Below are 21,421 nucleotides of genomic sequence, written 5' to 3'. Positions count from 1 at the left end.
CACACAAAAAACTTCTCAAACACAAAATTTGAGTAAAAAATAGTTGTTTTAACAAATTTTGTAACTTTTTCCCTCCTCAACTTGTCTATACTATTGGAGCTTAAAGCTCCTAAATTAGAGTTGGAGGAGATCATATGCGAAAAAGATACGCAAAAAATTTGTTGGCCTTAGGTGTTGTTGCTTCAGCATTACTGGTAGGATCTCAATCGGCTTTTGCAAATGACGGAGTGGGAGACTCCCGGGGAACCGCAATCGCTATTTCTCCCAATTCAGCTGCCGTGCAAACTATTTCCGACAGTACGGATGTTGATTATTTCAAATGGACCAATAACACGGGGAATAGGATAAGCAGCGCTTCCGTTCATCTTTACAGCCCTTCGAACAATAATTATGATCTGCAAGTTATACAAATTTTGTCTCAACATAATAACTTCGAGGCTACGACAACAGCCAGTGACCACGGCAATGGGGTGGAAGACAGTATTTCCTTCAGCCCCATTTATCCCGGAGACACCGTCTATTTCAAAATTTACGGACACGACTCCACCCAATACGGCAGTGCCCCTTATACCTTATCTTTCTTCACCTATTAAGAGTAAGCAAAGAACCCTTATACAATCAAATGGATAAGGGTTCTTTGCCGGAAGATTGAAGCTGAATCTTTGTCCGATAAGAAAAGCATCCCAGGAACACCCGGAAAAAGTTATAATGAACATTCCCTAATGAACGGCTGTAAGCATACAAAAACGCAAAAACCTCCGGAACCGCTGAGTGCGGAACCGGAGGTTTTTCTTTATCCGTTCAAGCCTTACGCTTCAGGATACTCTTCTTATGAGAAAACGTATCGAAGCTCCCTTGCCCGTGATAGGAGCCCATCCCGCTCTCGCCTACCCCTCCGAAGGGCAGGAAAGGCGACGTCAGGTGCGCCAGCGTTTCGTACTCCGTACGGCTCCGGATAATGACACTGGTTGCATCGCCCAAAAAAGACGGCGTATCTACCTGCTTCGGCGTCATCCATGACGAAAGGTTTTCCAGTGTAAACCGGATTTCTTCCAGGACGATCCTGATTTCAGAGGAGTAGGCCTCCGCTTCCGACTTGTTCAAATCTTTTCTTATGGCAGCCAGCAAACCCTTCTCATACTTCCCGATGGCGTCTTGCAGCTTGTTCAGTGCTGGGTGCGAAACTGGATCTCTTTCGTTTGTCTGGTATGGAAAAATGTCCCCTGTCGTGTGATCAATTCCTCGTATGCTGCCATCTCTGAATTTATATTTCCTGTGTAACGAGAGGAGGTGGACACCAACTCTCCCGCCCTTCGTCACTTAAACTATATTTCATGCGGCTTGTTGGTCAACTCGGCTTCTGTCTCGCTGCGCGACCGAAAGATTCTCGGTCACTCTCCGTCCGCCTCGCTTACTTTTACAAGCATTTTACCGAGGTTGGTTCCTTTAAAAAGCTCCAGGAACGCTTTAGGAACGTTGTCAAAGCCTTCCACAATCGTTTCTTCGTACTTCAGCTTGCCTTCGGACAGCCACTTGCCCAGATCGGCTCCTGCTTCATGAAAACGGGCAGCATAATCGCTCAGAACGAAGCCCTGGATCAAAGACCGGGTCTTGATGAGCTGAGGCTGAATCCGGGGACCGAGGTCGCCGTCCGTGCTGTTGTAGGAGGAAATGGCGCCGCAAAGCGGGATGCGCGCATGGTCGTTCAGCTGTTTCATCACGGCATCCGAAATTCGTCCGCCCACGTTGTCGTAGTAAACGTCGACTCCGCCCGGACATGCTTTTGCGATCGCTTCGTCGAGGTTATCCGCCGTTTTATAGTTAACCGCGGCATCGAAGCCGAGCTCCTTCTCCAAGTAGGCGGTTTTCTCGTCCGAGCCCGCGATACCGACGACACGCGCTCCTTTCAGCTTCGCGATCTGTCCGACCATCATGCCGACCGCTCCGGCCGCCCCGGACACGACGACGGTCTCGTCTTCTTTCGGCTTGCCGATATCCAGCAGACCGAAGTAAGCCGTCATTCCCGTAAGTCCGAGCACGCTCAAATAAGCGGACAGCGGCGCGAGATTTTCGTCCACTTTGCGGACGGCGGAAGCGTCTACCGTGTTGTAGAGCTGCCAGCCGAGCATCCCCAGCACTTTGTCTCCGGTTTCGAATTGTTCCGAACGGGAAGCTACGACCTCCCCGACAATCCCGCCGCTGATCGGCTCGTTCAGCTTGTACGGCGGCACGTAAGATTTGGAGTCGTTCATTCTGCCTCTCATATACGGGTCCACGGACAAGTACAGGGAACGCACGACAACCTGGCCCTCGGCAGGATCGGATACGGGAACTTCCCGGAATTCGAAATGATCACCGGTCGGCATGCCTTCGGGACGCGAACGGAGTACGATTTGTTTATTCATCGGCATATGAAGTCACTCATTTCTCGTTAGTTTTATTAAACAATGGTTAATAAAAAATAAAGCTATCGTACAAACTAGCTGTATCAAACGGGTGTGACCTGTCTTTTACCCTATTTTGATAGTTTTAAAACTTTGCAACTATTGGGTCAAAAAAACATAGGCTTCCCGACAATTTTACAAACTGTCCAAGAAACCCGGCAAAAACTGATTAAACACGTCTTTCCGCAGTTCACTCGTTTTATTCTGTCCGCTGCGGATCACTTTTATGAGGCCGGCTTCATACAAAATCTTCAGATGATACGATACGTTCGATTTGTCCATGCCTACGGACTCGCCAATCTCCCCGCACGTATTGCTGCGGTCATGACGATGAAGATACCGGATCATTTCGATTCGCTTTACTTCGGCCAATGCTTTAAAAATCTTGACCCGCTGCTCGTCTTCCACAGTTAATTGTTCGATAGTCATAGAACTATTTTATTCTCCCTCCTATGTTATGTCAACTCGTTCGCATCTTCTGCCGTATCAAAACTCTTCTCGTTTAAAAAGCTGTCTTCCAGAACCGCCGACTTGTCTCCGTATACTTTAATAATATGTTTCTCGCCCCAGGCGCAGAGAGAATCGAGGATTTTTTGCAACCCCCACCCGTATTCGCTGAGCTCGTAATCGACGCGCGGCGGGATTTCCTGGTGGATCGTTCTTTTGATCACTCCGTCTTCCTCCAATTCGCGCAGCTGCTGGGTGAGCATTTTTTGCGTAATCGCCGGCATAAGTCGCTTCAGCTCACTGGTGCGTTTTTTTCCGTGCGTCAGGTGGCATAGGATCACGCACTTCCATTTTCCCCCGATAATCTCCAAAGTCGCTTCAACCGGTATGTTGTATTTCTTCTTTGTCGTCATGTTTCGGCCTCCCTATATAGGTTTCCCCAAAGATACTACGGTACTCACAGGTACCTATAATACTTAAAAGTACGTTCTTTTCATGCGGAACTCTATCCCCCATAATAGCATTCACCCGCCCGGTATGCACCATACCGCCGGTTCAACTAACAGACTTCCAATTATACCCGGAATTCTGAACCGATAGGAGAGAGAACCATGATTGCCGATTCACGAAAAAGCACGCTCGCTCTACTGGCTCTGGCCATTAGCGCATTCGCCATAGGCACCACCGAGTTTATCAGCGTAGGGCTGCTGCCTCTGATTGCGGAGGACTTGCAGACCTCCCTGATGACAGCGGGACTTACGGTCTCCATGTACGCGCTCGGTATTACGCTCGGCGCCCCGATCCTGACGTCCTTGACCTCCACGATGTCGCGTAAAACGCTGCTCTTGTGGATTATGGTCGTCTTCATCATCGGCAACAGCCTCGCGGCCGGAGCGTCGACCATAGGCGTCCTGCTTACCGCCCGCATCGTCTCTTCACTGGCCCACGGGGTCTTCATGTCCATCGGCTCGACCATCGCGGCCGATCTCGTGCCCGAACACCGCCGCGCCAGCGCGATCTCCATCATGTTCACGGGACTGACCGTGGCGACCATTACCGGCGTGCCGATCGGCACCTTCATCGGCCAGCAGTGGGGATGGCGGCTCGCTTTTGCGGCCATCGTCGTTGTGGGCGTCGTCGCCTTCATCGCGAACAGCATGCTCATCCCTTCCACACTGCCGAAGGGAGTCCGCACCACGTTACGCGACCAGCTGAGGCTCATGACGAACGGCAGGCTGCTCCTGATGTTCGTCATTACGGCGATGGGCTACGGCGGCACCTTCGTCGTGTTCACGTTCCTGTCTCCGCTGCTCCATACCGTCACCGGCTTCGCGGAGAATACCGTCACCCTGCTCCTCCTCGTTTACGGAGTAGCCATTGCCGTGGGCAACGTGATCGGCGGCAAAGCCGCGAACCGCAAGCCTCTGCCCGCTCTGCTGGTCATGTTCCTTCTGCAGGCGATTGTCCTGTTCGCGCTTGCCTTCACGGCCCCGTACAAGGCAGCCGGACTGATCACCGTCATTCTGATGGGGCTGTTCGCCTTTATGAACGTGGCCGGGCTTCAAGTCTTCGTGCTGACGCTCGCCAAACGCTATGTTCCCGCGGCGGTTGATATCGCATCCGCGATCAATATCGCGGCGTTCAATGCCGGGATCGCCATCGGCGCCTACCTGGGCGGTGTCGTCACCGAACGGGTGGGCCTGATCCATACCACCTGGGTCGGCGGCATTATGGTCGTGGCGGCCGTTCTTCTGACCGGCTGGAGCCTGCTGCTTGAAGGCAGAACGGCTCCTCGGGAAAAAGCCTTGAATTAACCCGGAGCCTGACCACTATACAAAAACACGGCACGCTGAGTCGTTCAGCGTGCCGTGTTTTTATTATCCATCTCCTAAACGTCATACTCCAGCTGTTTCTTCGCCTGGACGATAAAGTCGATCGGCGAGTCGATCGTGTCCGCCTGATACTGGACCGCGCCCATTTTCAAACTGAGGTCGACCTTGTATTTCTGGGCAAAATCCCGGGTATTGAACTCCTCCAGGCTCAGCTTGATCCGTTCCATCACGACTTTGACCCCGTCACGGTCCGTAAACAGCAGCAGCCCCCATGTGGCGTCTTCCTTGTCCAGCAAGTACAGGGCATCGTTGGTGCGGATGCTGGCCTGGCTGATTTTGGAGACGTCGATAATGGCTTCCGCAAGCTGTTCATCGCCGATGAGCGGGCGGATTTCGTTCCAGTATTTCACCTTGATGACGAGCAGCGTCAGCGGAATGTTATACCGGGTCGAGATCCCCGCGAACACACTCGCATCCTTCCGGAACGCGATGCTGTTCTTGAGATCCGTCCGCTCGTCCAGCGTCGCCAGCCGGGCCTTCTGCTTCTGCAGATCGTCGTTCTCGGCCTGGAGCTGCCTTGTCGCCGTCGTAAAGAGCCAGATGACGACCGTCAGGACCGGCGTCATGATCAGCCAGAAGTAAGTCGATACGCCGATGGTCTCCCCGCGGGTTACCGTCTCGTACAGAATGTAGGTCCCGTACCCGAAAATGAAGACGATGTTCAGGATGAGCCCGGCCGTAACCGTGGTGAAGTAAGTGACAACCACAAAGAAGAAAGCGAGATTGAGGAAAATCAGATTTTCCACGTACCTGTTCGGGTCCCCGGCGGTGAAAGCGACGCAAACGTTGCACAGCACCAGCAGCGCCAGAAAAGCGATATCGGATAGAAGCGAACTACGATTAACTTTCATCGCGGCCACCTCTCTTCTTCAAGTGTTTGCGGATCAACAGGATCAGCGAGAGAATCGCAAGAGCGGCGACCAGCACGAAAGCGACCAGGAAGCCGAGAACGTCGCCGCGCTGCAGCACGTCCTTCACCAGGGACTGTTCTCCCTCGCCCGCTTCTTTCTTGAACCGGTAGGCGCTAACGCTGCCGTCCTTATCGGTGATGACGCCGTCGCCGTATACTTTCCACTTGGCGTTCTCGTTAGCGATCAGCTTGGAAGCCAGGTAATAGTTTTCGGCACGGGCCCCCGTTACGGCCAGAAAACCGTTGCCCGCCTGGAAAGGCGAAGCAAGAAGCTGGAGCGTTCCCAGCCGTTTTCCGTACTCGGTTTCTATGCTTATTTTTTCGTTGGACAGAATGCCTTCGCCCTTGGGATCGTACTTGAAGTATAGATTCTTGTTGTTTTCCTGAATGAGCTTGTTGTCGATAAAGGTGCCGATGGCGATAATGTTGGAGTCTTTCAGCTGGTCCGAGCCCGCCGTATCCTTGTAAAAACGGACATCTCCCATGTTGCCGCTGGCGTATTGACCCAACAGGTTGAACACATTCGAGACGGAACGGTACGTATAGTCATCCTTCGCCTCGGGAAGCACGACCGCTACGCGGTTGTACACTCCGTCACGCAGGAACGGGTACGGATAGTTGTTGAACAGCATATCCGTCCGGTCCTTGGTTTTGAAATTGATCATGGAATCCTTCGTAAGGAAGGCCCAAGGCGTCTGATTGCCGTTCTGCGTACAGGCGGCACTGACCATCTGCAGGTCAAAAGCGGCCGTCACGGAGAAGTTGCCGGATACCGCGGCATTAGACGGAATAGCGAAAACGGCCTTGTCTCCGTTCGCCATTTCCTTCGTCAGCTTTTTGCTGCCGATCGGAATGCCGTTAATGGAGACCGTCACCAGGGAACGGTTGAAGTCCAGATTCTGGGCATACCGGAAGTCGAGAGTGATCTGCCCGGCATCGGCAATAGACCGGTTGGTCGGCAGGGATACGAAATAGGACTTCTCCCGGTGGCCCGGCCCTCTCAATTCGTCACCGGTTTCGGTGAACGTCACCTGGGTACTGTAGGCCACGGGAGGCGTCGCCACATCGGTGGTCTCCTCGACGATCTTCAGGTCGCTGTCCATCTGCTCCATCAGGGACGGATTGGCGACGAAGCGGCCGGCCTGAACGAGCAGCTTCGGATTCTGGGAAGTTACGACCAGCGTCGGCTGCGTGTCCTTGTTCACCAGTTGGACGACGGCCTTCGTGTTGTAATCCTGCTTGCTCAGCAGCCCTTTGATTCCTTCCGGAAGCCGGTCATACAGCCCGACAAGGACAACCGCCTGCCTGTCCTTGAGCACATCGGCCCGGTAAGGCAGCAGCGGAATATCCTTATCCGCGTTTTTCTTGGCCTTGGCGAAGCCGGAGAGCGCGTAGACGGCCGTCTCCAGTTCGGCGGGGTCACTGTTATCCGGTACCGTCAGGACGCTCTGTCCGGCGCCGACGGTATCCAGTCCCGCGAAGCGGTGACTGAAATCGTTGATGGCCGCTTTTAGCTCCGCATTCGTGTAGGCCACATCGATGCTCGATGTCGTAAACAGGCTGAGCCAGTGATCGGGCGCATCGTCCGGCGCGCACACCTCGTTATCGACGGTGCGGATGTAGCCGGTAATCTCCAGCATGTTGCTGCCCTTCTTGAGCCATTCTTTCGGCACGGATACCGACAACCGCTGGCGCCCGTTATCGGCAGTCACAGGGCGGAAGGAATGAAACGCATGACCGTTTACGGATAAAGTGACACTGGATATCAGTTCTTTAGCCAATTGCGTGGCCTGATAGTCCAGATTGATTTTGATATTCTCTACATTCCAGTAATCCATCAGCTCGAAATATTTCTGCTTGGAGCTTACGGCACCCGACAAGGATGCTTCGCTTTCGGTGAACGGAGTCTGGTACGTACGCGCTTCCCCGTTCGCGGGAGCAGCCGCGGCGCCCTGGCCGAACTGGGCCGCGAATATCGATAAGAGGCAGATGAACAGCAGCCATTTTTTCATAGTCATCATGAAATTCTCCTGTACTCGATTTTTCATTGAAATCTTCCTAAGCGCATTAATAGCGTTCGGTTTTATACCATTTTACTTCCCGGCCGAAAAGTTGATCCTTGAAATAGTTATAAAGGCCGTAAGCGGCGACCGCCATCCACATCTGGCAATAGGATACGTACATGAGCATGATGATCCAGACATTGGAGAGGTTCATCTCACCTTTTTCGGTGGTTAACGTGACATAAGTGCCTACTACAAAGAGCGTGACCGCCAGCAGCCATAAAAACGTACTGAAGCTTGCGATGGTCGTATGTACATAACCCAGCGCATTGAGCACAAGCAGAACATCCGAGGTCACGAGCGCCGTCACCAGAAGAAAATAGATCGACAGCAGATAGAGGATATCGAACCGGATCCTCTTCGCTTTGGGGTGAAAGAGCAGCTTGCAGTTCTTCACGATCACGTAAATGTTGCCCTTGGCCCAGCGGGTCCGCTGTTTGAACCACACCTTGACAGTCTGCGGCTCCTGTTCCCACGTGACGGCCTTCGGCTGGAACTTGATCCGGTAGCCCATCATGTAGATCCGGAAGCTGATCTCGGTATCCTCGGCGATCGCCTTCACATCCCAGCCCCCGATGCTCTCCACGATATGCCGCCGCATAATGAAGTTGGTACCGGGTATGGTGCACAGCTTGAACAGCTTCCACCTGCCGGCTTGGGCCATCCACTGGAACGACAGCGTCTCGATGTTGATGAAGCGCGTAAGCAGATTCACATCCCGGTTGCGGGTGCGGAACTTGCCGATGACGGCCCCGAGGGAAGCGTCATTCGTGATTTCCGCCACCAGGTACCGCAGCGCTTTTTTCTCCGGCGTGTTGTCGGCGTCGTAGATGGCGATCAGCTCGCCCTTGCTCTGCGCGAATCCCAGATTGAGCGCGTTGGATTTCCCCTTGCCTCCCGTTACGGAATCGGTATTGATGATGATGAGATTGCGCCGGGGATTCCTCGCCTGGATGTTCGCCAGCAGTTCCGCACTGTTATCCGAGGAATTATCGTTGATCACGATAATTTCATACCGGTCGTGCGGGTAATCGAAGGCCAGCAGCGCTTCCACCGTCTGGCTGATCACTTTGCCTTCGTTGTGAGCCGGGACCATGATCGTGACGAAAGGTTCTTCTCCCGCCGGAATGTCCGGTATAGGCTCTCTCTCGGTTTGCACGTAATAGAAGTAGCCCGCGATAATGAGCAGAACGTTCACAAGAAGAAGGGACCAGATGCACAAGACCGCTATCACCATCAGGTAGTCTGAGATAGTCATAGAGAGCTCCTTATTTCATGTATTTTTTACGGTACAGACGATATCCGACCACGATCAAACCTCCGAAGACAACCAGAGACACCATGATAATGATGATAAAAATCCGGTTCTGAACGCTGAATGCCCCTGCCAGACTCTGCTGCTGTTTCTTCTCGTATTCATAATCGGCGCTGATTTTTTGGGGCGTGTATTCCGTATTGACCGGACTGCCGTTAATCGTGACGGCTCCGCGAGACGAGGCGACAACGGTGTCTCCGGCCTTTACCTCATGGCTTCCGGATTTATAATCCGCGAACGGGATTCCGGAGGAGCCCAGCGTTCCGACAGCCTCTTCCATCTCTTCCTTGCTCCCGAAAAAGTCGTAAACGACGGCGGTATCCATCGGGAAGGCGGGTACCGACCTATCCGCAGCGCCGAACTGCCGGAGAAAGCTCATCGGCATACTGTACGGAGCGGACGCGAAAGGCTTCGACGTATCGGACGGATCGATGTACAGCGTCTTTACATCCGGAAAAAGTACCGCGGAATCGAAGAAGCCGAGACCCGACTTCGCGTACTCCTTGTCGTACGCCCAGTACATCTCCGTGCCGACGCCGAGCGGAGCCACCCCGTTCTTCGCCAGAACGGCGATAAACCAGTTCATCTTCTCCCGGAGGGTGCCTCCCTCCCGGCTCACTCCGTCCAGCACGACCGGAGCGTTGACCAGAATGCTTCCGTTGCGGGTCTGCACATACTTCAGCGCTTCCGCATACCGCTGCATAGCCGGGAAGTCGGTATTGCTGAATACGGGCCGGATGCTGATCGCAAAAGGAATTCCCGCTCCGTACAGCCGGTCCGCCGTCTCTTCCAGCAAATCCAGATCGGAGAAGGGATATATCTCTTTGAGGACCACGTAAGCCTGTCCGGTCTCCTCTATGCCGAGCCACTTCTTCAGCACCGAAGCCATGGCAAGCTCGCTTAGATTCCCTTTCTGAAAATAAGGGACATACGCCATTCCCGCCGCCTCGGCGCTAAAGGGCGCCTTGCGCCCGCTTCCGCTCAGCGTAATCGTGCCGTACGTGCTTCCGCTTGTCTGCGTCAGCACCTCGATATCCCGGACAGGGATATCCGGCTGCGTCCGTTTGTCCGCGGCAATCTCGGCGGTGCCGCGGCTCACTGTTTCCGTTGCGGCGGATAGCTTGTCGCGGACCTTGGCAGGCAGCTGATAGCCCGCATGGAGATAAGCGCCCGGATAAGCGGACAAATCGTCGAGATACGCCTGGTTGCTTATCCGGAGATCCCCGTCGTTGACGAGGGTGATGACGTTGGCGTAAGCCTGCATCGTCCCCTGCTTGTACCGGTCGATACTCGACACGGTCACCTCTGTGCGATAGGAGGCCAGCAGCTGCTGGAGCACGGCCACATTCCCCTCGCGCGGCGTTCCTTTGGCCAGGCTGTCGTAGAGCAGCAGCACCTTGACGGGCTGAGACCCGGCAGCGGACGCGGGCGGCAGAGGGATCAGCAGCAGGACGAGCAGGAGGAGGACCGGCAGGCTGATTTTATAGGCTTGGATGCTGCGCAAGCGCGTTCCCACCTTTCCCGGCTGCGGTGCGGATCTCGTCCGCTCCGTCCGCATACCCGTGATTGCGCATCAGGCGGCGGCTCAGAAGATCCGATACCGCCATAAACGTGACGAGGTCGAACGCGACCGTGAACAGAAATTCGTGCTTCGCCAAATCCGCGTCTCCCGCCCCGATGATCGAGACGAGGATGCCCGCCAAGCCGATAAAAATCATCGCGGCGATCAGAATCAGACGCTGGGCAAGCCGGGGGTCGCGGGCGCGGAAAGCGGCGAGGAACGAAGGCATGTACAGGCCCACGATCACAATAATCCAGATCACGATGAATCCGTAGGTTTTGGGCGACAAGCCTTTCTTCATCACACTGTAGCCGGAGAAGAAACCCGCATGCGTCCCGAACGGTTTGCCTGCGGAAGCTTCATAGTTCCCCATTGCGGTAGGCCGGATCGTAAAAGCGTCCTTGGCCGCCACATTCAGCATGGAATTCAGCTTGTCCGGGTGAGTGACATAGTAAGTCAGGATGGAACCGAATCCGTAGCGGCTGTAAAAATCTTTTTCCAGCATGGGTGAATTCACGTCTACGGTAGCGTAAGGCTCGTAAAAAATACTGCCTTTCAGGATCGCGTACTGCTTGTCGATCTCGAACGACTTCAACGTATCCTCGGGATTCGCCGACTGCATAAGAACCCCGCGCGTCATGGCGTGATACTGGTTGATGTTCACGAATTCTTTGGAAATCATGGCGTAAGTCGCCACCCCCGATACGAACAGCAGCACCAGCGATCCCGCCGTCAGCAGCCGGAAGAGCTTCTCTTTGCGGACCCACAGGAGAACCACGGCCATGCAGGCGACGATAATGCCGACCGGGGCGTTCTGCTGCTTGGACGTCGTCAGGATAAGCGTGCTTATTACGAACAGAGCCAGCAGCGCGTAATCGTTGTATCTTTTGCGGTACATGAGCAGCCAGGACGCGAAGACGAACAGCATCATCACGTACACGATGCTTTCGCCGAAGAAGGAACTGAAGTAAGCGGTGTACCCCGTGTCACCGAACATAAAAATAGCCAGGAGCGCGATGAGGTAGCCGTGTTTCCTGGCTATTTTCCAGGTCAGAGCTTCCACCAGCAAATACACGGCAGCCGCCAGCAGCAGCGTAAAGAGCAGCGCTTGAAAGCGGATGTCGAATACAACCGAGCTGAACAGAAGCTGGTTTAGCAGGAGTGCCGCTTTAATGAACAGCGACTGGGATGACACTATGGTCGTGCCGTTTTCGTTAAAGTACTGGTAAATGCCATACTGCTTGACGAAATACCCGAAGCGCTGGCTGTCGTAATCCGGCAGATTGAAATAAAGGCCCTCGCTGTAGATACTGCGGAAAAAGTCCCCGTTATCGGCTACTCCGATATAAGGAGGAACAAACAAGGCGAAGCCGGTGATCAGCAGAACACCCAAAGCGGCCAGCAGAGCAGGGGAAACATAACGTCCCGCCAGCATCAATCCCTGGCGGAGCCGCTCTTTGATGGATTTTTCCGTCGTCATCCGGATCACCTTCCTTTATATAAGTTAGTAGGTATACGCCAGCAGGGCCATGAGATTATCGAAGGAATACGCCTGTCCGGCCGCGACATCTCCGAAGCCTCCGTTCAGCGGGCTGCCTTCATCTTTCACCTGATAGGCGTTCATTCTCTGAATGCTGTCCCGATAAAGCGAAGCATCTCCGAGCTCCGAGCCGATCATCGCCGTGATCGCGTAAATCGCCGTAGACTGTACCTGATTGGCGGGGTCGCCTTCTTTCGTGTACCGGCCGTACAGGGTTCCCGCTTTTACATGTTCCTTGATGTAACGGATGCTGGCCGGATTCGGTTCACCCGCCTCCGCCAAATGCAGGACCGTCAGCAGGGATTCCACCATATTGATCCCCTCGGAGGTGTAGGTGTTCTTCTCGTAATCGAAACGTGTCTCGTAAAAAGGGAACGCGTCCGACAAATAGCCTTTTGCGATAAGGCCCTTCATATTATCCAAAAGCGCTTGCTTGGAAACATCGGACACAGGCAGCATTCCAAGCGTCCGCAGGTCGATATAGCAAAGCGTCACGAACTTGTTCGTGATTCCGTACGTTTCATCGTAAAAATCGTAAAGCCTGCCGTCCTTCACGTTCGTCTCGTAAAACCGTTTGCCGTATTTCTCCGCTTCCTTGGCGTAAGCCGGTTCACCGAAGGCCTTGGCCGCCTCGGCCAGAGCCCGGATCATCCGCAGGTCGTCTACCGCCGCGTTGAGCGGGTATTTCTTCTGCTGTTTGGGGCTGTACCGGTAGCTGAAGCCTTGTTTCAGGTCAAACGTCTGTTTGGCAAGCGCCCAATGCTGCGCGAATTCCTCTTTCCGTTCGGACCGTACGTCTTCCCTCATTTGAAGCGAGGCGGATTCGCTGAGCACTTCGCGGCCCGTAGCCGCCTCCGTGGCTTCATCCGTTTCTTTGAAGTTCGTAAACACGCCGAATGGACCCGTCATGCGGGTCTTTATAAAAGCATACAACGCCTGCCGTTCATTCTGCACGTTGATGATTTTTCCATTCTGCACGGCCGGTTCACCGGAAGGGCCCGGCATCGGAGAAGCGTCATCCGTTTTCCGGTTGAACGTCAGGAACAAAATCAGACACAGAACGACACCGAGCATGATCACGGTTCCTTTCTTCAAGCCGTCACTTCCTTTATATATGAAATCTCATTAATCGCTGTTATCTCCGTTTACGCTTAAAATCCGCTTTTCTTGCCAAAATATTCTACTTTCTTAATACTGCCACAAAGTCACAAATCAAAGCAATGCCCGTTCTATTAAATTTGACATAAGGCGACATTAAGAAAAGCCGCGATCACGGTTTCCCGTCCTGCACGGCTTTCGTCCGAAACGCTTTCTATAACGCGGCATCCGACTCCTTTAAAAAGAAGCATAAACCCGCTCTTACGAGATAGGAATGTACCTGCCTGCCGGTTTCCCGCAAAAAAGAAGACCCTCCCTGGATGGGACGGGTCTTCCGGCTGCTCCCTTGCGGCCTGGCCTGGCGATTCCAGATTCCGGCTTTAGAACGGATTCATGACGTGGAAAAAGACGTTTGGCGACGCCATCCGGTAGTAGAAGCTGCACCAGCCGACGCCTTTGTTCGTGAACCGGTTCGACGTGCTGTACAGGAGACGCTCCTGCTCCAGTTCCTCGATCCGGCCGATCCGGCCAGCGGCATAGTCCAGAAGCCGGACGGAAGCGGTGTCCAGACGGCTCATCACCCCGCCGTACCGGATGTCGATGATTTCCCATCCGAACGGCTTGAACATGCTCAGCCACTGGGTTCTGTGAGCCGCCCGCAGGGCGCGTACCGCTTCCGCAATCTCCGGAAGCACGTCTTCCGCGATACGCTTCAGCGTATCTTTATCGCCCGCATCGTACGCGCGCTTAAGCTCGATGCCGATCTCGCTCTTACGCTTCAGCACGCCGGCCAGTTTCTCCGGCACGTCGAAGATGTAGTCGAGCTCCGCGGCCGGGTCGCGCCTGCTGCGGATGTCCTGCTCCACCTTCGCGTAGTGGGCGGACATCTCCAGCCCCTCGATCTGCTTGTCGAACAAACCGAGCAGCACGTCCTGGTACAGCAGGAACTTCGAAGGGTTGCTCTGCTTGCGGTTGTCGGGCTCCGAGCCGGGCGTTTCGTCCAGATATTTCATCTGAAGGTAGGCTTCCGCCTCAAGGCCGGTGCAAAACTTCACGCGCTCGGCGAGCACCGCCCAGTCCGGGGAGCCCTCCGTATACGCGTGTTCCGCGTAGAACTGCAGGCCGAGCAGCGCGATGTACGGGTTGCTCTCCATTCCGTCGTCGCCCCACATGGTGGCGTAGGCTTCGCGGATGCCGTGCTTCTTGTTCACCCGCAGCGCGGCGTCGGTCGCCTTCAGCGACAAGCCGTAGTTCACGCCGAACGTATTGAACACCCAGACGCCGCCGGCGTATACGAGATTGCAGCCTAGCGGGGCATGCTGGGCAATCTGGTTTTCGTAGTCTTCTTCTTCGGTATGGACGTAATCCCAGTACACCAGATCGACGTCTTTAGGAATACGGGCGGCCATTTCAGCCGGAATTTGCGTCTCCTTGTTGTAGTGCTCGCTGCCCGTGCCGGAAGCCAGCTTGAGGAACATATCGCTCCACATCATGGCTTTCAGTCCACGGCGCCGCGTAATGTCCAGCACCTTATCCAGGTGCGTGATCATAATGTCAAAACGGCTCGTAAACCCGTTGTTGTCCAAATATTTGCCGCGGCCCAACTCTTCCGCCTCGTCCATGCCGATGTGGATTTTACGGCTGCGGAACGGCGCGCTGGCCGCGTCGATCATCTTCTCGACGAGCTCGTCCGTTTTGTAGTAGCCGACCAGCAGGGCGCCCTTCGTGTCTTTGTATTCCTTGACGGGCTCCCACTTCAGGAATTCTTCCAGGTGGGCAAGCGTCTGGATGCTCGGAAACGCTTCGATTCCGAACTGATCCGCATAATCGTCGATCTCTTTCAATTCCGCCTGCGTGTAGCGCCCGCGCATATAGCCGAAATAAGGCTGTCCTTCGATCTCATACGTGTCCTCAAGATACAGCATGACCGTATTCATGCCCATCAGTGCCATTTTACGGATCATGAATTTAAAGCTTTCGAGCGTCAGTACTCCGTTGCGGGACAAGTCGAACATAGGCCCGACTACGTCCAGGTGCTGCTTCTCCCGGATGTTGAACGTCTCTCCGCCGCCTCCGTGCTGCACAAGAAGGCCGAGCGCGCGGTAAAACTGATGCTTCTGCCCGTAACGGATGTAAGCCGATCCCTGCTCCAGGCCCACTTCCAGATCGCCGGAAGACGGCCCTACGGCAACCTTCAACCCATCTTCAGCTTCCGTGACGGAAAGCTCCTGCAGCAATACCTGAAGACCAGGCTGCAGACCTGTCAAATCTCCTTCGAAACGCAACTTCATTAGCGGTTTCCTCCCCAATTGTTTTCTTTTCCCGGCTTGGCCGGTCTCTTTTTGTATAGGCGTAAAGACCGAATCTTACGATGACTGAAAGCTCTTTACACCGTTTCATCGAGTCAAAAGCTTCATGAACTCCGAAAAAAGTGTGGCTCCGGACTGACAGGGTAATTTCCTTCCGCGGAGACTCTCCCTAAAAGGATACGTCTTTGCAGTGTGGACGCGTGTAACCGTTTTTTTACCCAGATACTACGTTCTACAGGCCGCCGGATTGTCCTTCTCGCAACCGTATTCAAATAATTGATTAGGTTAAAAGAAAATGTTTTCAAGGCGGCACAAAAACATCCAGGTACGCGAATGCCGGAATGCTTCGGCCTGCGGCTTGCTAGTATCCGCATCTAGTATTTATCGGTTACCACACCAAGAGAAGACGCTTTAATATAGGACCGGTTCCGAAGAACCTTTAAAGTCTCCACGTCTCCTGTCACCACAACTCCTAAAATACGGATATCGTCCTTGCTCAGTATTTTGTCCGAACCGGCCATTATATCGTAAGTGGACTGCATTCTGGCATTCTTTAAGGCCGGAATAAAAAATTGTTCAGGGTCGGGGAGCTGCTCCCCGTAATGATTAACCGCATGGAAGCCGATCGCGTTATCCTCGTAAATAGGAGATGGAAAGTTCTCATTAACAACGTCCTCTCCATTTTTCCCCTTCTCTGTGTACCGCTGATAAGTATTCGCTTTTCTGGCCTCTTCCTTCTCGGAATTTGCCCAATACCAGACAGGATTAGGCCCTGAGGACATCATCGTTCGAACTTCGTTCAAGGAATAGGATTTATCAAACGACAGCGCCATCTCCACATATTTGTCCTTCCCTATCTGATCCAGAAGTTTGAGGTCATCCATGTAATGATTGTTGTAATCCACGGCAGGATCATAAAATTCCATTTGTTTTAATCCCGCATGGTTATATCTGGGCAGATAATTTTCTTGCTCTTGAGTCATTGCAGTGTACTCTAACGAATTGCCTCCTCCCGAAGAAAATTTTTCTCCCGCTATTTCTCCCGACGTATCGCCGGGCGTCTGCATGCCGTACATATATCGCCAAGTACCGGTGAGCACCCTTTTGCCGTTTACGTATTTGAAGGTATAAAATTCCATTTCCCCGTTAAATACTCCATTCTGCCATCTGAATGAATCCATAAACTGGTTTGCCCCTTTGACCAGATAGCGTGCCTTTAATTGATCAAGCAGCTTTCGGCCGTTCCTATCGACCTGCTCTTTAGCGTACGGGACGACAAAAAATACCGTAGAAACCATTAGGACAAGAGCTGTACAAAAACTGACGAGAACAGTCCTCAGCAAGGTCCGTTTTCTTGCTTTCCTTAAAGTCTGTTTAAATCCTTCACTTAATCGCTTTTCAACCGAAGTCTCGTTTTCATCTTTCTCCGTCGTATTCATGGTTCAGCTCCCATTTTTCTTTAAATTGATTTCTGGCTCTATACATGTAGGTTCTTACCTGGTGCTCGGATAAAAACAAAAGTTCGGAAATCTCCCGGTACGTCAGATCCATTCCATATTTCATAACGAGGAGAGTTCGGTGCGTCTCTTTGAGGGAATCTAAAATGCTTATAATTTCCTGCCGGTGTTCATTCCGCAGAATATGCTGCTCCACCTTCTCCTCTCCTGCCAAACACTCGGTAAACTGCTGTGCAGCAAAGGTCATATGCCGCTTATTTTTGGTATGCAAAGTATAGTAGCTGTTAACGGCCACGCGGTATAACCAAGCCGTCATCTGCTCTTCCGGAATGGAATCGATATAGGTAAAAGCTTTGAGCACCGTATCTTGCAAAATATCTTCCGCATCCTCCTTTCGCGCGCCCATTTTCATTAAAATCCTTAAAATCACTCTTCCTTTGACGTAAAACAGTTGTGCCAATTCATCTTCCATAGTTCACCTGCCCTACCAGAAAAACCAATTAAATTTTCATTTATTAAACTATCGAAATGAAGAAAAGTATACAAATCGCAAAAATATTTAGCGGACAATTTGCCATCTTTCTGACACACAACGCTTTTAAACTGGGAGTTTAGAAAATGGCAGGACCTTTATAAAACAAAGGCTGCCCCGATAGGTCCGACGACCACGGGGCAGCTCTTTTTTATGCAAACATGAGACCTGAACGGTGTACACAGAAGTCTGTTTTTATGGAGCCGTAATTTTTAAAACAGGCCGGCTGGGGGCGGCTGCATTTTCCTTGCTCGCATAGCTGGCGTACGTATCCGAGCCGTTGGTGAGAGAACGGATTTCTACGGCAATCCTCTTGTCCGCAGAAGCCAGGGCACGCTGCACCGCCTCCGATACGTCGATCATGACGGGGCTGCCGGCGGCAGGCACTTTCCACTCGGCAAGAGGCAGGCCCGGAACAGGTTTAGCGCTCCAGGTTAACGCTCTCTCGTCCCACTGCGCGGAAACGAGTCTCGCCTGATGGGTGACGGCCTTGGCCGGAGAGTCGATCGGCGTCAGGACAATCGCTGCGCGGCCGGCTGTGCCCGTATAAGACGAAAGGTCGAACTGCACGAGCGCGCTGCGGTTGTAGCTCACCGCTTCGTTCTTCACTTCCATGAAGCCGGCGGTTCCGTAGTTCGTGCCGGCATAGCTGCCGTCCCTTACAGTCGCGTCCCCTTTGGACGGAAGCAGGGTGGCGGCGGCGTTAGAGAACTTCGCGTGGAACGTCCTGCCGTAGGAACCGCTTACGTCCACCGAGAGCTTCAGCGTCGGGCTGAACTGGGTGACCTGAATCCCCGGATCCAGGAAGACCGCGCTGCTGTAGCTGCGGTTGATTTCGACCTGGATCGTGCCGCTGTTCTGCTGGGTCGGGTCGGACACGGAGACGTCCAGTCCGTCTGCGCTTTCTTTGACCAGAACAGATGCCTTTTTATCCACGGTCAGGAAATCCGCCCCGTCCGCTTTGACCGTCTTGACACCGTCCTGCCAGAAATTCGCGGCGATCAGGTTCAAGGTTTTCTCTTTGACGGCTTGGGCCGCCGTCGTGTTTTCCAGAATCGCAATATCCGGATTGGCGGCATAGCTCTGCACCTGCGCCCGGCTGCGGTTCGGCAGCGTGACATAGCTGTAGGAAGCGTTCGACGGATTTACGCCGTGATCCAGCCAGAGTGCCAGGTAATTGGCGCTTTTTATTTCCTTGTAGCCGTTCAAGACCAGCTTGGGACGGTAGCTTGAATTCGGATTCTCGCGGCTTGCGTAGGCAACCGTTCCGTCCGGATCCGCAGGCGACGAGGCATAGATGCGCAGGGAGAACACCTTCTGGTTGTTCGCCAGGGCATTCTGCAGCGCCTGGGACACGTCGATCGTGACGGGAGTTCCCGCCTGCATGCCCGACCACTGCTGGACCGGACTAAGCGGATTCGAGGCCGGTTTGTTCGTCCAGAGCAGGCCGGTTTCCGTCCAGGAGTTGTCGGGAACCCATTCCGCCGTATGCTGGACCGCTTTAGCCGTAGGTCCGATCAAAGTAGGGACAAGCGTAACTTTCGCGCTGTCGAACCGGACCTGCCCGGGCACGAAATTCGTTAAATCGAATTTCAGATATGTTTCTCTGGCGTAGCCGTTGGCGTCGTTTTTGACAACCAGCGTCGGCTCTGCGCCATGGTTCCCTTCATTGGAACGGACATAGGAATCTTCCGTTCCCATTACGTTATATACGCCGGGCGTCGCCTCGTTAATCTCGTTCCAGGAGCCGGCTCTTGTTTCCCGGGAAGCCTTCAAAGCGGCCGATCCCGGGAAAAAGTACCCTACACTGGACGATTCCCCGCCCGTATTGCCCTGCAAATACGCCCAGTTCGTTCCGGGCAGGGACGCCGACCAGCCGGAAGCCGCAGGCTGCGCCGTTCCGTTCACGCTGAACTCGTTGCCGCCCGTAATCCGGCGGTTCTCCACGATGGTCTCCACCTTGCGGGGAGAACCGTCCCATCCGCTGCCGGTCTGGCCGGAATTCGTGATGCCCGCTCCGAGCGATACGATCTCGTTATCGAACATGAACCACGATTTCTTCGCCGTCAGATTGGACGGATTCAGAATGGCTCCTCCGCTGCCGATATCGCCCGGCGACTTCAGGTCCATTCCGGCTGCGCCGTAGGTTCCCAGCAGCTCCGCTCCGCCCGTCCACCGGTTCGGGCTCAGGTAGCTTGTCCAGTTGCTGCTGTTCGTACGGGTCTGCGTATCGACAGTGGTGCCCGGGAGCCGGTAACGGTTTACCGTCGGCCAGAAGTTGTCGTACTGGCCGCTGTCCGCGTTGTACAGATAGGTCATACCGTCCCCGGTATACCAGCCCTGTACATTGTTTTTATTGCCGGATTCGTATTTATCGACCCGGTTGGACGACAGGCTGAGCCCGAAACCGAAGCCCGGGCGCAGATGCACGGCACGGTCCTGATTCGCGTAGATCGAGGTTCCCGTCTTCTCCCCTCTGGACGGAACCGCCGAATTTACGATCTGCTTGAGCTGAAAATACTGGTACATCGAGGAAGAATCCAGAATCTGATTGGAGGTATCCTTGCTTAACCAGTATTTCAGCATGCCCTGAATGGCCTGGTTCGGGTTGTCCGGGTACTTCTCCCCCATCTGTTCATTCGTGGACGGAGCCGTGAGCAGGAGGTAACCGATGGAGGCGATGAGCCCTTTGCCGGTCAGGACCGGGCCGCTATCCGCATTTCCCAGCGCCGGCCCGTAGGCAATATTTCTGCCCCTTACCATGTCCATTACATTGCCGTCGTAAATAAACGGCTCCACGGAATCGAACACCCACTTGTAGGCGTTCCATTTGCCCGCATCGGTCACGTCCCATTGGGTACCCTGCAGCGTGTAAAGCAGGATTCCGATATCGTTAAGCAGAGTGGTTCCATAACCTCCGATATAGGGCATCGCCGCATGCTGGATAAAGGACCCGTCCTGATAAAAACCGTCGCGGGCCGGGGTATTCGGAGCCGAAGCCGGATTCACGTACGCAAAGACGCTGCCGAGCGCGTCCCTCGCGTTCGTTATTTTCGCGGCATCCTTCACCAGAATGCCCCGGTAAGCGACCGAAATGGCCTGGTCGAGCAGATTGGCGCCGGTCATAACCGGGCTGCCGCTCACTGTCCTTGCCGCCGAATCAGGAATAAACCGGTTCACCGCGTTCATATAATTCGTTAGCTGGGTGGTGCTTAAATCGTCCCGCATCAGAATGCCGATCTTGGTCAGCGCCTGGGGCACGCCGATCTGCCAGTGGTACCAGTTGCCGTAAGGAGCCACGCTCGTGTTGTATTTCTGGGTATAAAGCCAGTCGAGAGCGCTCAGCACATCGCTTTTCAGAGCCGCATTTCCGTAAAAGGAGGAACCCGGCGTGTAATATGCCGTGATCATGGAAAGCAGGCGATTATAGGAATTAGTGATATCGCCCGATTTTGTATAGCTGTCCGTGCTGGTAAAAGGGAGGTCGACCCACAAATAGGTCCGGTCCGCCCCCCGGTTCAGGATATCCCACATTCCTTTGCCACTTGAGCAGGGGGCCGAGGCCGACGCACAGGAAGAAACGGCGCTGTCCATTTTGGCAAGCTTGCCCTGCAGCAGGGGGTCGGAAACAGGAAGGGAGTATTGATCGTCCCCCAGAATCAAATGCAGCAGCTTTATACGCATGCCGTCATAGGGGTCTTCCGCCCGGGCCGGTCGCGTTCCCGCGCCGAGCAAGGTAAATACAAGGGAAAAACAGAGGATCACGGCAAGATAAGATGTTTTTGTCAGACGGTACAATGGGCATACCTCCTCCATTTTATCGAAAGTAGTATGAAAGCGTTATCTTTTCCAT

General features: G+C 53.9%; 15 protein-coding genes and 1 pseudogene. 2 read left to right on the top strand and 14 right to left on the bottom strand.

The window, feature by feature from the left end; all coding sequences use genetic code 11:
- Window positions 1–134 precede the first annotated feature (134 nt).
- Window positions 135–593 carry a hypothetical protein gene (locus AC58P5_RS19635; protein ID WP_497389478.1) on the top strand — a complete coding sequence of 153 codons (459 nt, stop codon included), beginning with the start codon at window positions 135–137 and terminating at the stop codon, window positions 591–593.
- Between the two features lie 208 nt (window positions 594–801).
- On the opposite strand, the pseudogene AC58P5_RS19630 reads toward AC58P5_RS19635, so the two are convergent.
- From AC58P5_RS19630 to AC58P5_RS19615, 4 genes and pseudogenes are all read right to left on the bottom strand, one after another.
- A pseudogene (locus AC58P5_RS19630) lies at window positions 802–936 on the bottom strand (aldehyde dehydrogenase family protein); the annotation flags it as partial.
- 455 nt (window positions 937–1,391) lie between these two features.
- Window positions 1,392–2,411, bottom strand: a complete 1,020-nt coding sequence (locus AC58P5_RS19625; protein WP_497389476.1) for an NADP-dependent oxidoreductase — start codon at window positions 2,409–2,411, stop codon at window positions 1,392–1,394.
- 168 nt (window positions 2,412–2,579) lie between these two features.
- The gene (locus tag AC58P5_RS19620) at window positions 2,580–2,873 is read right to left on the bottom strand and encodes an ArsR/SmtB family transcription factor (RefSeq protein ID WP_497389474.1); all 294 of its coding nucleotides are present in this window, start codon (window positions 2,871–2,873) and stop codon (window positions 2,580–2,582) included.
- Between the two features lie 26 nt (window positions 2,874–2,899).
- The gene (locus AC58P5_RS19615; RefSeq protein ID WP_497389472.1) at window positions 2,900–3,304 is read right to left on the bottom strand and encodes a winged helix-turn-helix transcriptional regulator; all 405 of its coding nucleotides are present in this window, start codon (window positions 3,302–3,304) and stop codon (window positions 2,900–2,902) included.
- Between the two features lie 198 nt (window positions 3,305–3,502).
- On the opposite strand from AC58P5_RS19615, the gene AC58P5_RS19610 reads away from it, so the two are divergent.
- Window positions 3,503–4,705: an MFS transporter gene (locus tag AC58P5_RS19610; protein ID WP_497389470.1), complete on the top strand. Its 1,203-nt coding sequence runs from the start codon at window positions 3,503–3,505 to the stop codon at window positions 4,703–4,705.
- A gap of 74 nt (window positions 4,706–4,779) precedes the next feature.
- On the opposite strand, the gene AC58P5_RS19605 is transcribed toward AC58P5_RS19610, so the two are convergent.
- From AC58P5_RS19605 to AC58P5_RS19560, 10 genes are all read right to left on the bottom strand, one after another.
- Window positions 4,780–5,634, bottom strand: a complete 855-nt coding sequence (locus tag AC58P5_RS19605) for a diguanylate cyclase domain-containing protein (RefSeq protein ID WP_497389468.1) — start codon at window positions 5,632–5,634, stop codon at window positions 4,780–4,782.
- Complete coding sequence (locus tag AC58P5_RS19600; protein ID WP_497389466.1) at window positions 5,624–7,741, bottom strand: cellulose biosynthesis cyclic di-GMP-binding regulatory protein BcsB; 2,118 nt, start codon at window positions 7,739–7,741, stop codon at window positions 5,624–5,626. The genes AC58P5_RS19605 and AC58P5_RS19600 overlap by 11 nt, the downstream gene beginning before the upstream one ends.
- Window positions 7,742–7,760: 19 nt before the next feature.
- On the bottom strand, window positions 7,761–9,014 hold the full coding sequence (locus AC58P5_RS19595; RefSeq protein ID WP_497389464.1) for a glycosyltransferase family 2 protein: 1,254 nt from the start codon (window positions 9,012–9,014) through the stop codon (window positions 7,761–7,763).
- Between the two features lie 10 nt (window positions 9,015–9,024).
- On the bottom strand, window positions 9,025–10,575 hold the full coding sequence (locus AC58P5_RS19590; protein ID WP_497389462.1) for a hypothetical protein: 1,551 nt from the start codon (window positions 10,573–10,575) through the stop codon (window positions 9,025–9,027).
- On the bottom strand, window positions 10,553–12,112 hold the full coding sequence (gene wsfD / locus AC58P5_RS19585; protein WP_497389460.1) for a glycan biosynthesis hexose transferase WsfD: 1,560 nt from the start codon (window positions 12,110–12,112) through the stop codon (window positions 10,553–10,555). The genes AC58P5_RS19590 and wsfD overlap by 23 nt, the downstream gene beginning before the upstream one ends.
- Before the next feature lie 24 nt (window positions 12,113–12,136).
- Window positions 12,137–13,267 (bottom strand): hypothetical protein, encoded by a 1,131-nt coding sequence (locus AC58P5_RS19580; RefSeq protein WP_497389458.1) that lies wholly within the window; start codon window positions 13,265–13,267, stop codon window positions 12,137–12,139.
- A gap of 383 nt (window positions 13,268–13,650) precedes the next feature.
- Entirely contained in the window at window positions 13,651–15,561 is a 1,911-nt protein-coding gene (locus AC58P5_RS19575) for a beta-N-acetylhexosaminidase (protein WP_497389456.1), read from the bottom strand.
- A 392-nt stretch (window positions 15,562–15,953) separates the two neighbouring features.
- Window positions 15,954–17,018, bottom strand: a complete 1,065-nt coding sequence (locus AC58P5_RS19570; protein ID WP_497389454.1) for an anti sigma factor C-terminal domain-containing protein — start codon at window positions 17,016–17,018, stop codon at window positions 15,954–15,956.
- Window positions 16,996–17,508 (bottom strand): RNA polymerase sigma factor, encoded by a 513-nt coding sequence (locus tag AC58P5_RS19565; protein WP_497389452.1) that lies wholly within the window; start codon window positions 17,506–17,508, stop codon window positions 16,996–16,998. Before AC58P5_RS19565 ends, AC58P5_RS19570 begins: the two co-directional genes overlap by 23 nt.
- Before the next feature lie 255 nt (window positions 17,509–17,763).
- Window positions 17,764–21,366, bottom strand: a complete 3,603-nt coding sequence (locus tag AC58P5_RS19560) for a polysaccharide lyase family 8 super-sandwich domain-containing protein (protein WP_497389450.1) — start codon at window positions 21,364–21,366, stop codon at window positions 17,764–17,766.
- Between the last annotated feature and the right edge of the window lie 55 nt (window positions 21,367–21,421).

It is taken from the genome of Paenibacillus sp. JT31N7 (assembly GCF_059692095.1).
Note: the sequence above shows the minus strand (reverse complement) of the source record. Positions and strands in the feature narration are given on the sequence as shown.